Source organism: Agromyces ramosus, from assembly GCF_004216665.1.
Taxonomy (GTDB): Bacteria; Actinomycetota; Actinomycetes; order Actinomycetales; family Microbacteriaceae; genus Agromyces; species Agromyces ramosus.
Genome location: NZ_SGWY01000003.1, coordinates 232,578 through 245,422 on the forward strand (window position 1 = coordinate 232,578; position 12,845 = coordinate 245,422).

General features: G+C 70.0%; 19 protein-coding genes. 1 reads left to right on the plus strand and 18 read right to left on the minus strand.

Annotated elements, in window-relative coordinates:
- Positions 1–10: 10 nt before the first annotated feature.
- The 3 genes from ptsP to EV187_RS13015 all read right to left on the minus strand — a co-directional run bounded on the left by ptsP (position 11) and on the right by EV187_RS13015 (position 2,408).
- The gene (gene ptsP, locus EV187_RS13005; RefSeq protein ID WP_130353499.1) at positions 11–1,690 is read right to left on the minus strand and encodes a phosphoenolpyruvate--protein phosphotransferase; all 1,680 of its coding nucleotides are present in this window, start codon (positions 1,688–1,690) and stop codon (positions 11–13) included.
- 45 nt (positions 1,691–1,735) lie between these two features.
- Entirely contained in the window at positions 1,736–2,002 is a 267-nt protein-coding gene (locus EV187_RS13010; RefSeq protein ID WP_130353500.1) for an HPr family phosphocarrier protein, read from the minus strand.
- A gap of 91 nt (positions 2,003–2,093) precedes the next feature.
- Positions 2,094–2,408 carry a PTS sugar transporter subunit IIB gene (locus EV187_RS13015; RefSeq protein WP_242609599.1) on the minus strand — a complete coding sequence of 105 codons (315 nt, stop codon included), beginning with the start codon at positions 2,406–2,408 and terminating at the stop codon, positions 2,094–2,096.
- A gap of 223 nt (positions 2,409–2,631) precedes the next feature.
- On the opposite strand from EV187_RS13015, the gene EV187_RS13020 reads away from it, so the two are divergent.
- Entirely contained in the window at positions 2,632–4,542 is a 1,911-nt protein-coding gene (locus EV187_RS13020; RefSeq protein WP_130353501.1) for a BglG family transcription antiterminator, read from the plus strand.
- Between the two features lie 11 nt (positions 4,543–4,553).
- Here EV187_RS13020 and map read toward each other — a convergent pair whose 3' ends face one another.
- The 15 genes from map to rplP all read right to left on the minus strand — a co-directional run bounded on the left by map (position 4,554) and on the right by rplP (position 12,845).
- A complete protein-coding gene (gene map, locus EV187_RS13025) occupies positions 4,554–5,381 on the minus strand; it encodes a type I methionyl aminopeptidase (RefSeq protein ID WP_130353502.1) in 828 nt (275 codons plus the stop codon).
- Between the two features lie 11 nt (positions 5,382–5,392).
- Complete coding sequence (locus EV187_RS13030) at positions 5,393–6,019, minus strand: adenylate kinase (RefSeq protein WP_130353503.1); 627 nt, start codon at positions 6,017–6,019, stop codon at positions 5,393–5,395.
- Positions 6,016–7,335 (minus strand): preprotein translocase subunit SecY, encoded by a 1,320-nt coding sequence (gene secY, locus EV187_RS13035; protein ID WP_130353504.1) that lies wholly within the window; start codon positions 7,333–7,335, stop codon positions 6,016–6,018. The genes EV187_RS13030 and secY overlap by 4 nt, the downstream gene beginning before the upstream one ends.
- A gap of 137 nt (positions 7,336–7,472) precedes the next feature.
- Entirely contained in the window at positions 7,473–8,138 is a 666-nt protein-coding gene (gene rplO / locus EV187_RS18765) for a 50S ribosomal protein L15 (protein WP_130353505.1), read from the minus strand.
- Positions 8,138–8,323: a 50S ribosomal protein L30 gene (rpmD, locus tag EV187_RS13045; RefSeq protein ID WP_130353506.1), complete on the minus strand. Its 186-nt coding sequence runs from the start codon at positions 8,321–8,323 to the stop codon at positions 8,138–8,140. Before rpmD ends, rplO begins: the two co-directional genes overlap by 1 nt.
- Positions 8,323–8,988, minus strand: coding sequence for a 30S ribosomal protein S5 (gene rpsE / locus EV187_RS13050; protein ID WP_423190897.1), 666 nt, complete (start codon positions 8,986–8,988; stop codon positions 8,323–8,325). Before rpsE ends, rpmD begins: the two co-directional genes overlap by 1 nt.
- Positions 8,989–9,020: 32 nt before the next feature.
- Positions 9,021–9,380, minus strand: coding sequence for a 50S ribosomal protein L18 (gene rplR, locus EV187_RS13055; RefSeq protein WP_130353508.1), 360 nt, complete (start codon positions 9,378–9,380; stop codon positions 9,021–9,023).
- Between the two features lie 2 nt (positions 9,381–9,382).
- Positions 9,383–9,919: a 50S ribosomal protein L6 gene (rplF, locus tag EV187_RS13060; protein WP_130353509.1), complete on the minus strand. Its 537-nt coding sequence runs from the start codon at positions 9,917–9,919 to the stop codon at positions 9,383–9,385.
- A 4-nt stretch (positions 9,920–9,923) separates the two neighbouring features.
- Positions 9,924–10,322, minus strand: coding sequence for a 30S ribosomal protein S8 (rpsH, locus tag EV187_RS13065; RefSeq protein WP_130353510.1), 399 nt, complete (start codon positions 10,320–10,322; stop codon positions 9,924–9,926).
- A 128-nt stretch (positions 10,323–10,450) separates the two neighbouring features.
- A complete protein-coding gene (gene rplE, locus EV187_RS13070; RefSeq protein ID WP_130353511.1) occupies positions 10,451–11,038 on the minus strand; it encodes a 50S ribosomal protein L5 in 588 nt (195 codons plus the stop codon).
- Complete coding sequence (gene rplX / locus EV187_RS13075) at positions 11,038–11,397, minus strand: 50S ribosomal protein L24 (protein ID WP_130353512.1); 360 nt, start codon at positions 11,395–11,397, stop codon at positions 11,038–11,040. Before rplX ends, rplE begins: the two co-directional genes overlap by 1 nt.
- Positions 11,398–11,400: 3 nt before the next feature.
- Positions 11,401–11,769: a 50S ribosomal protein L14 gene (gene rplN, locus EV187_RS13080; protein WP_122937450.1), complete on the minus strand. Its 369-nt coding sequence runs from the start codon at positions 11,767–11,769 to the stop codon at positions 11,401–11,403.
- Positions 11,770–11,800: 31 nt separating this feature from the next.
- Positions 11,801–12,106: a 30S ribosomal protein S17 gene (gene rpsQ, locus EV187_RS13085; protein ID WP_130353513.1), complete on the minus strand. Its 306-nt coding sequence runs from the start codon at positions 12,104–12,106 to the stop codon at positions 11,801–11,803.
- 2 nt (positions 12,107–12,108) lie between these two features.
- Entirely contained in the window at positions 12,109–12,426 is a 318-nt protein-coding gene (rpmC, locus tag EV187_RS13090) for a 50S ribosomal protein L29 (RefSeq protein WP_130353514.1), read from the minus strand.
- Positions 12,426–12,845, minus strand: a complete 420-nt coding sequence (rplP, locus tag EV187_RS13095; protein ID WP_056010870.1) for a 50S ribosomal protein L16 — start codon at positions 12,843–12,845, stop codon at positions 12,426–12,428. Before rplP ends, rpmC begins: the two co-directional genes overlap by 1 nt.

The window sequence follows — 12,845 nt, forward strand, 5'->3', positions numbered from 1 at the left end:
TCTCTCGTGGTCACGACGCGGATGTGCGCGCCGTGGTGATGTCGGACGCGGCGGCCTGGGCCGCCTGCTTGGCTTCGGCCGCTCCCTCAGCGGCCAGGGCTGCCCGGGCGAGCGCCTTGGCGTCATCCGGGCTGTACCGCGCGAGGGAGGCGCGGACATCTGCGAGTGCCGATGGCGACATCGACAGGCTCGTGGCGCCGAGGCCCACGAGCACGACGGCGAGCAGGGGGTCGGCTGCGGCCTCGCCGCAGATCCCGACGGGCTTGCCGAGTTCGGCACCGGCCGCGCCGACGTCCGCGATGAGGCGGAGCACGGCGGGGTGCCAGGGGCTCTGGAGGTTCGCCACGGTGCCGAGGAGCCGGTCGGCGGCCATGGTGTACTGGGTGAGGTCGTTCGTGCCGATTGAGGCGAAGTCGCAGGCGGCGAGCACGCGGTCGGCGACGAGTGCGGCCGACGGCGTCTCCACCATGACCCCGGCCACCCGGATCCCGAGCTCCTTCGCGAGCCGCTCGAAGTACCGGGTCTCCTCGACCGTGGCGATCATCGGGGCCATCACCCACAGCTCGGCGTCGGTCGCGGCATCCGCTGCGGCCAGGGCGGTGAGCTGCTCGCGGAGGATGACCTCGGAATGGCGCAGGGCACGGATGCCGCGCAGCCCGAGTGCCGGGTTCTCCTCATGCGCGTCGTTGAGGAACGCCAGCGGCTTGTCGGCGCCCGCATCGAGCACGCGCACGACGACCTTGCGGCCCGCGAACGCCGTGAGGAGCCGCGTGTAGTGCTCCTGCTGCTCGCGCACGCTGGGCGCGGCGTCGGCGTCGAGGAAGAGGAACTCGGTGCGGAACAGGCCGACGCCCTCGGCACCGAGCTTCAGCGCCTCCGCGGCGCCGTCGGCCGAGCCGAGGTTCGCGAGCAGCGGCACGGGCGTGCCATCGGACAGCGCGCCCGGCGTGACGGGCGCCGCCTCGAGGGCGGCGCGCTCGGCGATGCGCTCGTTGGCGTGCGCCACCTGCTCGGTGGTCGGATCCGAAACGACGAGGTCGTCGGCCGCGTCGACCACGACCATGTCGCCGTCGGCGAGGGTCGCGGCATCCGCGGCTCCCACCACCGCCACGATGTTCTTCTCACGGGCCAGGATCGCGGTGTGCGAGGTCGGGCCGCCGTCGGACGTCACGAGGCCGAGCACCTGGTCGAGGTCGAGCATGGCGGTGTCGGCCGGCGCGAGGTCGCGCGCCACGAGCACGAACGGATGCCCCGGGTTGGGCACGCCGGGCGGCGGCAGCTTGAGCAGGTGCGCGATCACGCGCTGCGAGATGTCGTCGAGGTCGGCGGCGCGTTCGGCCATGTACCCGCCCATGCCGGCGAGCAGGTCGCGGTACGCGGCGAACGCCTCGTACACGGCGCGCTCGGCGGTCTTGCCGGTGGCGAGCAGCTTCGTGACCTCGTCGATCAGGCTCGGGTCCTCGGCCATCATCGACTGGGCCTCGAGCACGTCCTTCGCCGCGCCGCCGGCCTTCGCGCCGCGGTTCGCGAGCTCGGCCGCGACGACCGAGAGCGAGGCCCTGGCTCGCTCGCCCTCGCGTTCGGGATCGAGGTGGCTGGGTCGGTCCACCGGTTCGGGCAGCGCATCCGCCATCCGCACGACCGGCCCCACCGCGACACCCTGTCCGATGCCCGTGCCCCTGATCTCCATCACTCGCCCTCCCGGTTCGGTTGAATGGGCGACGGATGCCGCGCGCTATTCGTCGTGGTCGGTGCTGAGCAACTCCACGAGCTGGTCGAGCACGGCCTGCTCGTCGCCGCCGTCGACGACGATCGTGACCTCGTCACCGTGGTCGATGCCCTGCGCGATGACGGCGAGGATGCTCGCCGCGTTGACGGGCGTGCCACCGGATTTCTGGATCGTGACCGAAGCCCCCGAGGCGGCAGCGGCCTGGGTGAAGAGCTTGGCAGGCCGAGCGTGCAGGCCGTGGGTCGATCCGATTCGAACTGTGCGTTCCACCATGATTCCGGTCTCCGTCGCTGGCTTCCGTTCCCTCGCCCACCATAGCCCGGGGGCCGTCGGGTGGGAACCGCGGCGCGCGGGGCGCGCGGGCTCATGACGTGGCTCCAGCGAACTCGAGGGCCACGTCGAGGGCTTCCTCGCCGTCGGACGCGGTGGCCGCGTCCTCGGTCAGGATCGCGATCGGCACGGATGCCGCCGCCGCGCGTTCACGCAGCCGGTCGAGCCGATCGCCGAGGTGGGCGCCGACGAGGAGCACGTCCGCGTCGGCGAGCGCCTGCTCGAGCTGGGACTCGCTCGTGGCCTTCGCGCGCACCTCGATGCCCCGGGCCGCAGCGGCCCGGCGGATCCGGTGGGCGACGAAGGTGCTCGAGGCGCCGGCGCCGCAGACCACGATGATGCGCACCACCAAGCCTCCTCGCCCGGCCATCGCCCGGTCTCCGTCGATCGTTCGGCCGCGGCGTAGTGCCGCGATCGACTCGATTCTGCCCGCGGCAGGGTCGGCGGCTCCACCCGATCTCTTTCCGCACCCCCGGAAAAGCACCGCCGATCCGCCCACTCGTCGTCGGGTCGATGGTTGACTGGGCTGCACCGCACGGCGTCGCGTGGCGCCGGCGAGAGCGGGAGCTGCAGTGGCCGAGAAATGGGAGCGCCTCGTCGACGCGCTCGGCCATGCCGACGGGTGGACCACGGCGGCCGAGCTCGCCGACCGGCTGGGCGTCACCACGCGCACCATCCGCAACTACGCGGCGCAGGCGAACTCCGGTGGCGTCATCGTCGAGTCCGGGCCGGCGGGATACCGCCTCGACCGGGCCGCGTGGGCGACCCGGCGGACGATGCCGCGCCGGGGCTCGTCGCCCGCGGTGCGCACCTCCCGCGTCATCCGCTCGCTCATCGACGCCACCGACGGCCTCGACGTCCACGAGACGGCGGCCGCGAACCACGTGAGCGACTCGACGTTCGAGTCCGACCTCGGGCGCGTGCGCGCCCGGCTCGACGGCTCCGGCCTCTCCCTCGACCGGCACGGCTCGCGCATCACCCTCGTGGGGCCCGAGACGGCACGGCGGCGCCTGCTCGGCACGCTGTTCCGCGAGGAGTCGTCGCGCGGGATGCTCGAGCTCGATGCGCTGCGCGCGGCGTTCCCCGAGGTCGGCGACTTCCGCACCGCACTCGTCGCGGGGCTCGCCGACGCCGGCTACGCGCCGAACGAGTACGGGCTCAACGACGTGCTGCTGCACACGGCCATCGCGCTCGATCGCGTTGCCGCGAACCATCCGCTCGAGGAACCCGGGGAGGCGCCGGCGGCGGGCACGGAGCGCACCGACGGGGACCCGACCTCCGGGCCGTTGGCCGAGCTGCTCTCGCGCCTCCTGACGGAGACCTTCGGCACGACGGTCGGCCCCGCCGACCTGGCCCACCTCACGCGGCTGCTCGAGACGCGTGCCGCCACCCGCACGACCGAGACGGCGCAGGCGGATGCCGCGGGGCGGCCGGTCTCGCCACGCCTGCCGCTCGTTCGCCGCATCGTCGGCAGCGCCTCATCCGCCTACCTCATCGACCTCGACGACGAGGACTTCATCGAGCGGCTCGCGCTGCACGTGGACAACCTCGTGGCGCGCGCGAGCGAGTCCAGCTTCTCGCGCAACCCCCTCACGGCGTCGATCAAGGCGGCCTACCCGCTCATCTACGAGCTCGCCGTGTACATCGCGAGCGAGCTGGCGCGCACCGAGGGCATCTCCGTGAACGACGACGAGATCGCGTACATCGCGATGCACGTCGGGGCGTACCTCGACCGTCGGCGGTCGCGCGGCGAGGCCGTGCGGGTGGCCGTCTCGGCGCCCGCCTACCACGACGTGCACACCGCACTCGCCGAACGCATCCGGAGCGCCGTCGACGACGACGTCGAGGTGGTCGGACCGGGCGACGACGGGGCCGACTCCGCCGACCTGGTCGTCGCCGTGCTCGAACCCGCCGAGCCCGTGGAGCGCCTCGTGGTGGTGGCGCCGTTCCCGTCGGAGGGCGACCTCGAGCGCGTGCGCGCCGAGATCACGCGCGTGCGCCGCGCACGGCGGCGGGCCCGGCTCGCGGCCGCGCTGTCGAGCTACATCGCCCCCGAGCTGTTCGTGCGCGGGCTGCGCGGGCTCGACCGCGACGGGGCGATCCGCATGCTCGGCGACCGCATGATCGCCGTCGGCGTCATCGACCGGGCCTACGTCGAGGGCGCGCTCGAGCGCGAGCGCCTCTCCTCCACCGCGTTCACCGAGCACCTCGCCGTACCCCACGCCATGACCATGACGGCACGGCGCACCGCGATCGCGATCGCCGTCGACGACGTGCCGATCGACTGGGCCGGCGCGAACGTCAACGTGGTCGCGCTCATCGCGTTCGCCGAGAGCGGACGGGCGGAGTTCCAGGAGGTGTTCGACCAGTTCGTCGAGGCCTTCTCGGAGCGCGAGAACGTGCAGCGCCTGGTGCACGGCGCCGAGGACTACCCCGGGCTGCTCGCGGAGCTCGCCCGGCTCATGGAACCCCACGGCGCCTAGCCGCGACGCTCCTACGGAATGGGTACGGGGACGACGCCGAACGGCGCCAGTCCGGCGACGCCGCCGTCCTCGGCGGTGAGCACCCAGAGGCCGTCCGCGTGCACCGCGACGGAATGCTCCCAGTGCGCGGCGTCCGCGCCGTCGGCCGTGGTGACCGTCCACTCGTCGTCGCGGATGAACGTCTCGACCGCGCCGGCGACCACCATCGGCTCGATGGCCACGACGAGTCCCGGCTTGACCGCCGGACCCCGCCGGTCGACCCGGTAGTTGAAGACGGGCGGCTCCTCGTGCATGGTGCGCCCGATGCCGTGGCCCACGTAGTCGGTGAGGATGCCGTATTGCCCCTCGGCACGGATGCGGTCCTCGATGGCCGCGCCGACCTCGTTGAGGTGCCTCGCGCTCGCGAGGGCGGCGATGCCCTGCCAGAGGGCCGCCTCGGTCACCGCCGAGAGCGCCTCGCGGGCCGCGACCACCTCGGGCCGCGCCGGGTCGGGGATCACGACGGTGAACGCGGCGTCGCCGTTCCACCCGTCGACCTCGGCGCCGCCGTCGACGGAGACGATGTCACCCGCACGGAACGGACGTTCACCCGGGATGCCGTGCACCACGTCGTCGTCGACCGAGACGCAGAGCGTGTGCCGGTAGTCGGGCACGAGCTGGAAGTTCGGTCGCCCGCCGAGCCCGCGGATCACCCGCTCCGCGGCCGCGTCGAGCTCGAGCGGGGTCGCGCCGGGCCGCAGCAGGCGACGCGCCTCGGCGAGGGCGGCGGCGGTCGCCGCGCCCGCCGCGCGCATCGAGCGCAGCTCGGCCGGCGACTTGTAGATCGAGCGACGGAACACGCCGGCGGAGCTCAGGCGGCGCCGTGGACGGGGTGGGCGGGCACGAGCCCACGCGTGGCGAGCGCCTCGAAGATGCGAGCCGTCACGTCGGCGAGCGACCCGACGCCGTCGATGCGCAGCACGAGCCCACGGCCGCGGTACACGTCGAGGATCGGCGCCGTCTCGCGCTCGTAGATCGCGAGGCGGTTCGCGATCACCTCTTCGGTGTCGTCGGTGCGGCCCTGGTCGATCGCGCGCTGGCGGAGCCGCGCGATGCTCTCCTCGCGCGGCACGACCAGCTCGATCACGGCGTCGAGCGCCTCGCCCCGCGAGGCCAGGAAGTCCTCGAGGTCGTCGACCTGGACGCGGTTGCGCGGGAACCCGTCGAGCAGGAAGCCGCGCGCGGCATCCGGCTGCTCGAGGCGGTCGCGCACGAGTTCGCAGGTGAGCTCGTCGGGCACGAGGTCGCCCGCCTCGACGATCGCCTGGACGCGCCCGCCGAGCTCGGTGGCGCCGGAGATGTTCTCGCGGAACACGTCGCCGGTCGAGATCGACGGCACCTCGAAGGCCTCCGCGACCAGCACGCCCTGCGTCCCCTTGCCGGAGCCCTGCGGGCCGACGATCAGGAAGCGGGCCGAACTGCTTGCGGGAGCCGTCATCGGAGGAGCCCTTCGTAGTGGCGCTGCTGGAGCTGGGCGTCGATCTGCTTCACGGTCTCGAGGCCGACGCCGACGATGATCAGGATCGAGGCGCCGCCGAACGGGAAGTTCGCGTTCGCACCCACGAGGCTGAAGGCGATCAGCGGCAGCAGCGCGATGAGGCCGAGGTAGAACGAGCCGGGCAGCGTGATGCGGGTGAGCACGTAGTCGAGGTACTCGGCCGTCGGGCGGCCCGCACGGATGCCGGGGATGAACCCGCCGTACTTCTTCATGTTCTCGGCGACCTCGTCGGGGTTGAAGGTGATCGCCACGTAGAAGTACGTGAACCCGACGATGAGCAGGAAGTACAGGAGCATGTAGAGCGGGTGGTCGCCCTGGGTGAGGTAGTTCGTGATCCACACGACCCACGGCTGCGGCTCCTCGCCGGCCGCCGGCTGGTTGAACTGCGCGATCAGCGCCGGCAGGTACAGCAGCGACGAGGCGAAGATGACGGGCACGACGCCGGCCATGTTCACCTTGATCGGGATGTAGGTGTTGTTGCCGCCGTAGGTGCGCCGCCCGACCATGCGCTTGGCGTACTGCACGGGGATCCGTCGCTGCGACTGTTCGACGAACACGACGGCGACGACCACGAGCAGGCCGACCAGGAGCACGATCGTGAAGACGTCCCATCCGCGGGAGATGCCGATCGCCCAGAGCGAGACCGGGAACTGCGCCGCGATCGACGTGAAGATGAGCAGCGACATGCCGTTGCCGATGCCGCGCTCGGTGATGAGCTCGCCCATCCACATGATGAGGCCGGTGCCGGCGGTCATCGTGATGACCATGAGCAGGATCGCGTACCAGGCGTCGTTCGTGATGAGCTGCGAGCACTCGGGGGCGCCCGACGGGAACAGCGCGCCGGAGCGGGCGACGGTGATGAGGGTCGTCGACTGCAGGACGCCGAGGGCGATGGTGAGGTAGCGCGTGTACTGCGTGAGACGCGCCTGGCCCGCCTGGCCCTCCTTGTAGAGGGTCTCGAAGTGGGGGATCACCACGCGCAGCAGCTGCACGATGATCGACGCGGTGATGTACGGCATGATGCCGAGCGCGAAGATCGACAGCTGCAGCAGGGCGCCGCCCGAGAAGAGGTTGACGAGCTCGTAGAGGCCGGATGCCCCCTGGCTCGCCGCGAGACACGCCTGCACGTTCCCGAAGTCCACGAACGGAGCCGGGATGAAGGAGCCGAGCCGGAACAGGGCGACGATGCCCAGCGTGAATCCGATCTTGCGGCGAAGATCCGGCGTGCGGAAGATCCGCCCGATGGCGTTGAACACTCGTCCTCCTGGTAGCTCCGTCGTGGAGCGGGTAGCGCTGTTTCGGACTCAGTCCGTATGCGGCTCGAGCCTGTCGAGACCCCCGTGAATCATACGCGAGGTCCCGACAGGCTCGAACAAGCGGGTGATGCTTCGGCCTACTTGACCGAGCCGCCCGCGGCGACGATCTTCTGCTCGGCGGAGCCGGAGACCTTGTCGACCGCGACGTTGAGCTTCACCTGGATGTCGCCGTTGCCGAGCACCTTGACGCGCTCGTTCTTGCGGACGGCACCCTTCTCGACGAGGTCGTCGACGGTGACGTCGCCGCCCTTCGGGTAGAGCTCGGCGAGCTTCTCCAGGTTGACCACCTGGTACTCGACGCGGAACGGGTTCTTGAAGCCGCGCAGCTTCGGCGCACGCATGTGGTACGGAAGCTGGCCACCCTCGAACCCGGGGCGGATGTTGTTGCGGGCCTTGGAGCCCTTGGTGCCGCGACCGGCCGTCTTGCCCTTCGAACCCTCACCGCGTCCGACGCGGGTCTTGTCCTTCTTGGCTCCCGGCGCGGGGCGGAGGTGGTGCACCTTCAGGACCGGCTCGCGCTTGGCGTCGACGGCGTCCTTCGGAGTGGCCTTCTTCGCCGGGGCCTTCTTGGCGGGGGCCTTCTCGGCCTTCGCGTCGTCGGCCTTCGCTGCGGCGGCCTTGGCGGGCGCCTTCGCGGCGGCGGCCTTGGCCGGCGCCTTCTTCTCGGCGGCGGGCTTGTCGGCCGCCTTCTTCGCCGGAGCCTTCTTGGGCGCGGCGGCGGCGTCCTTCGTCTCGTCAGCCATTAGTCAATCTCCTCAACCTTCACGAGGTGGGCGACGGTCTTGACGTATCCGCGGTTCTGCGGGGTGTCGTCACGAACGACCGAGTCGCCGATGCGCTTCAGTCCGAGGCTGCGGAGCGTGTCGCGCTGGTACTGCTTCTCGCTCACCTTGGACTTGATCTGGGTCACCTTGAGCTGCTTGGCCATCAGGCACCTGCCTTCGCTGCTGCGGCGGCCTCGGCCGCCTGGGCCTCGGCACGCAGCAGGCGGGCGGGGGCGACCTGGTCGTAGTCGAGGCCACGACGCGCGGCGACCGCACGGGGCTCCTCGAGCTGCTTGAGGGCCTCCACCGTGGCGTGCACGATGTTGATGGTGTTCGACGAGCCGAGCGACTTGCTCAGCACGTCGTGGATGCCGGCGCACTCGAGGACGGCGCGAACGGGGCCGCCCGCGATGACACCGGTACCGGCGGACGCCGGACGCAGCAGGACGACGCCGGCCGCGGCCTCACCCTGCACGGGGTGCGGGATGGTCGCTCCGACGCGAGGGACGCGGAAGAAGTTCTTCTTCGCCTCCTCGACGCCCTTCGAGATCGCGGTCGGGACCTCGCGCGCCTTGCCGTAGCCGACGCCGACGAGTCCGTTGCCGTCGCCCACAACGACGAGCGCCGTGAAGCTGAAGCGACGGCCGCCCTTGACGACCTTCGACACGCGGTTGATGGTCACGACGCGCTCGAGGAACTGGCTCTTCTCGGCGTCACGGCCACCGCGGTCGCGGCTCGGGCCACGGTCGCGGCTGCCACGACGGGCCTCCCGCGGCTCGTTCTGGGGAGCCTCGCTCGCGGCGGCGGTCTCCACGGGTGCCTCTGCCACTGCAGCCACCTCGGTCTCCTTCTTGTTGTCGGTCACAGGCTCAGCCCCGCCTCTCGCGCACCATCGGCGATGGCGGCGACGCGACCGGCGTACTTGTTCCCACCGCGGTCGAAGACGACCGACTCGATGCCGGCCTGCTTCGCACGCTCCGCGACGAGCTCGCCGACCTTCTTGGCCTTGGCGGTCTTGTCACCGTCGAACGCACGGAGGTCGGCCTCCATGGTGGATGCGGACGCAAGCGTGCGGCCGGCGGCGTCGTCGACGACCTGCACGAAGACGTGGCGGGCCGAACGGGTGACGACGAGGCGCGGACGCAGCTCCGTGCCGACGATCTTCTTGCGAAGGCGGGTGTGGCGGCGCGAGCGCGCAGCCGTCTTGGTCTTCACGGCCATGATTACTTACCTGACTTTCCGGCCTTGCGACGCACGACCTCGCCGGCGTAGCGGATGCCCTTGCCCTTGTAGGGCTCGGGCTTCTTGATCTTGCGGATGTTTGCGGCGGTCTCGCCGACGGCCTGCTTGTCGATGCCGGCGACCGTGATCTTGTTGTTGCCCTCGACGGTCAGCGTGATGCCGGCCGGGGGCTCGACGGTCACGGGGTGCGAGAAGCCGAGCGCGAACTCGACCGCGGAACCCTTCTGGGCCACGCGGTACCCGGTGCCGACGATCTCGAGGCCCTTGGAGTAGCCCTGCGTGACGCCGATGATCTGGTTCGCGATGAGCGAGCGGGTGAGGCCGTGCAGCGAGCGCGACTCGCGCTCGTCGTCGGGGCGGGTGACGAGGACCTGGTTGTCCTCGACCTTCACCTCGATCGGCGAGGCGACGTTGAGCGCCAGCTCGCCCTTGGGGCCCTTGACGGTGACGGCTGCGCCGTCGACCTTCACGTCGACACCGGCGGGGATGTCGATGGGGAGTCGTCCGATTCGTGACATGGAACTACCACACGTAGGCGAGGACTTCCCCACCCACGCCCTTCTTCTCGGCCTGGCGGTCGGTGAGCAGACCGCTGGAGGTGGACAGGATCGCGACGCCGAGGCCGCCGAGCACCTTGGGGAGCTCCGTCGACTTCGCGTACACGCGGAGGCCGGGCTTGGAGACGCGCTTGATGCCCGCGATCGAACGCTCGCGGTTCGGGCCGAACTTGAGCTGCAGCGTGAGGGTCTTGCCGACGCGGGCGTCGGTGACCTCGAAGCCGGCGATGTAGCCCTCGTTCTTCAGGATCTCGGCGATGTGGGCCTTGAGCTTCGAGTTCGGCATCGACACGGAGTCGTGGTGCGCCGAGTTCGCGTTGCGCAGGCGGGTCAGCATGTCAGCGACCGGGTCGGTCATCGTCATGACGGGTGTTTCCTAACGTTCACCAGGTTTCAGCACCCGTTACACGAGTGATGACCTGTGGTGGGGCCCGAGCGGATGCCCGGACCGGATCGGATGCCGCGAACTCGCGCTCGCGGCATCCGCGGGGTTCAGTTGGCGGTCGTGCTCGACCGGAACGGGAAGCCGAGCTGCTTGAGCAGCGCGCGGCCCTCGTCGTCGTTCCTGGCAGTGGTCACCACGGTGATGTCCATGCCGCGGACGCGGTCGATCTTGTCCTGGTCGATCTCGTGGAACACGGACTGCTCCGTGAGACCGAAGGTGTAGTTGCCGTTGCCGTCGAACTGCGCGTCCGACAGGCCGCGGAAGTCGCGGATGCGGGGCAGCGCGAGCGACAGCAGGCGGTCGAGGAACTCCCACATGCGGTCGCCGCGGAGCGTCACGTGGGCACCGATCGGCTGGCCCTCGCGCAGCTTGAACTGCGCGATGGACTTGCGGGCCTTGGTGACCAGCGGCTTCTGCCCGGTGATCTTGGTGAGGTCCGCGATCGCGCCGTCGATGATCTTGCCATCGCGGGCCGCCTCGCCGACGCCCATGTTGACCACGATCTTCACGAGGGTGGGCACCTGGTGCACGTTGGTGTAGCCGTGCTCCTCGGTGAGGGCCTTCGCGATCTCGGTCCGGTACTTGGTCTTCAGTCGCGGCTGGATTTTGCCAGCCTGCGTCGCCGTATCGGTCATTACAGGTCCTTACCTGACTTCTTTGCGTAGCGGACGCGGACGGTCTTGGAGACGCCGTCCTTCGTCACGGTCTCGTTGCGGAAGCCGACGCGGGTCGGCTTCTTCGTCTCGGGGTCGACGAGCGCCACGTTCGACACGTGGATCGGCGCCTCGTGCGTCTCGATGCCGCCGGTCTTGGTGCCGCGCTGGGTCTGGCCGACTCGCACGTGCTTCGTGACGAAGTTCACGCCCTGCACGACGACCCGGTTCTCGGCGACGAGCACCTCGATGACCTTGCCCTGCTTGCCGCGGTCTCCGCCGCGGGCCTGGCTGCGGCCCGAGATGACCTGCACGAGGTCACCCTTCTTGATGTTTGCCATGACTTAGATAACCTCCGGTGCCAGCGAGATGATCTTCATGAACTTCTTGTCGCGGAGCTCGCGACCGACCGGTCCGAAGATGCGGGTGCCGCGGGGGTCACCGTCGTTCTTGAGGATCACCGCGGCGTTCTCGTCGAACTTGATGTACGAGCCGTCGGGACGACGGGTCTCCTTGACGGTGCGGACGATGACGGCCTTGACCACGTCGCCCTTCTTGACGTTGCCGCCGGGGATGGCGTCCTTGACGGTCGCGACGATGGTGTCACCGAGGCCGGCGTACCGGCGCTTCGAACCACCGAGGACACGGATCGTGAGCAGCTCCTTGGCGCCGGTGTTGTCGGCGACCTTGAGTCGTGATTCCTGCTGAAGCACTGTGAACTCCTTCTCTCAAGCAAGCCGGGGCTTACTTGGCCTTCTCGACGATCTCGACCAGGCGCCAGCGCTTGGTGGCGCTGAGGGGACGGGTCTCGCTGATCACGACGAGGTCGCCGATGCCGGCGGTGTTCAGCTCGTCGTGAGCCTTGACCTTGGACGTGCGGCGCAGGACCTTGCCGTACAGCGGGTGCTTCACGCGGTCCTCGACCTCGACGACGATGGTCTTGTCCATCTTGTCGCTGACCACGTAGCCGCGGCGCACCTTGCGGTATCCACGGACGAGCTCGGCCGTCTCGGCGACCTCGGCCTCGTGAGCCTTCTTGGTCTCAGCCATGATCAGGCCTCCTTCGTCTCGGCCTGGGCCGCGTCATCCGCGGGCTTGGCCTTCTTCGTCTTCTTCTCAGCCTTGGCCGGAGCCTCGACCGGTGCGGGAGTGGCACGGATGCCGAGCTCGCGCTCACGGATGACCGTGTAGATGCGGGCGATGTCGCGCTTGACCGCACGGAGGCGGCCGTGGCTCTCGAGCTGTCCGGTGGCCGACTGGAAGCGCAGGTTGAACAGCTCCTCCTTGGCCTTCTTCAGCTCGTCGACGAGTCGCTCGTCTTCAAACGTGTCGAGCTCTGCGGGGCTGAGCTCCTTGGTTCCGACGGCCATTATGCGTCGCCCTCCTCGCGCTTGATGATGCGTGCCTTGAGGGGCAGCTTGTGGATGGCACGGGTCATGGCCTCGCGAGCGAGTTCCTCGGAGACGCCCGAGACCTCGAAGAGGACGCGACCCGGCTTGACGTTGGCGACCCACCACTCGGGCGAACCCTTACCGGAACCCATGCGGGTCTCGGCCGGCTTCTTCGTGAGCGGACGGTCGGGGTAGATGTTGATCCACACCTTGCCGCCGCGCTTGATGTGACGGGTCATCGCGATACGAGCGGACTCGATCTGACGGTTGGTCACGTAGGCGGGAGTCAGGGCCTGGATGCCGAACTCGCCGAAGGTGACCTTCGTGCCGCCGGTGGCGTGGCCCGAACGGCCGGGGTGGTGCTGCTTGCGGTACTTGACTCGACGGGGAATCAACAT

What these genes read in the sequence shown, in the direction of transcription:
- ptsP (WP_130353499.1), bottom strand. Translation starts at nt 1,690, where the DNA reads ATGGAGATCAGGGGCACGGGCATCGGACAGGGTGTCGCGGTGGGGCCG.
- EV187_RS13030 (WP_130353503.1), bottom strand. Translation starts at nt 6,019, where the DNA reads ATGACGGCTCCCGCAAGCAGTTCGGCCCGCTTCCTGATCGTCGGCCCG.
- rplR (WP_130353508.1), bottom strand. Translation starts at nt 9,380, where the DNA reads ATGGCCGTGAAGACCAAGACGGCTGCGCGCTCGCGCCGCCACACCCGC.
- rpmD (WP_130353506.1), bottom strand. Translation starts at nt 8,323, where the DNA reads ATGGCCAAGCAGCTCAAGGTGACCCAGATCAAGTCCAAGGTGAGCGAG.
- rpmC (WP_130353514.1), bottom strand. Translation starts at nt 12,426, where the DNA reads ATGGCCGTCGGAACCAAGGAGCTCAGCCCCGCAGAGCTCGACACGTTT.
- EV187_RS13010 (WP_130353500.1), bottom strand. Translation starts at nt 2,002, where the DNA reads ATGGTGGAACGCACAGTTCGAATCGGATCGACCCACGGCCTGCACGCT.
- rplE (WP_130353511.1), bottom strand. Translation starts at nt 11,038, where the DNA reads ATGACCGATACGGCGACGCAGGCTGGCAAAATCCAGCCGCGACTGAAG.
- rplP (WP_056010870.1), bottom strand. Translation starts at nt 12,845, where the DNA reads ATGTTGATTCCCCGTCGAGTCAAGTACCGCAAGCAGCACCACCCCGGC.
- rpsH (WP_130353510.1), bottom strand. Translation starts at nt 10,322, where the DNA reads ATGACGATGACCGACCCGGTCGCTGACATGCTGACCCGCCTGCGCAAC.
- rplF (WP_130353509.1), bottom strand. Translation starts at nt 9,919, where the DNA reads ATGTCACGAATCGGACGACTCCCCATCGACATCCCCGCCGGTGTCGAC.
- rplX (WP_130353512.1), bottom strand. Translation starts at nt 11,397, where the DNA reads ATGGCAAACATCAAGAAGGGTGACCTCGTGCAGGTCATCTCGGGCCGC.
- rpsQ (WP_130353513.1), bottom strand. Translation starts at nt 12,106, where the DNA reads ATGGCTGAGACCAAGAAGGCTCACGAGGCCGAGGTCGCCGAGACGGCC.
- rplO (WP_130353505.1), bottom strand. Translation starts at nt 8,138, where the DNA reads ATGGCTGACGAGACGAAGGACGCCGCCGCCGCGCCCAAGAAGGCTCCG.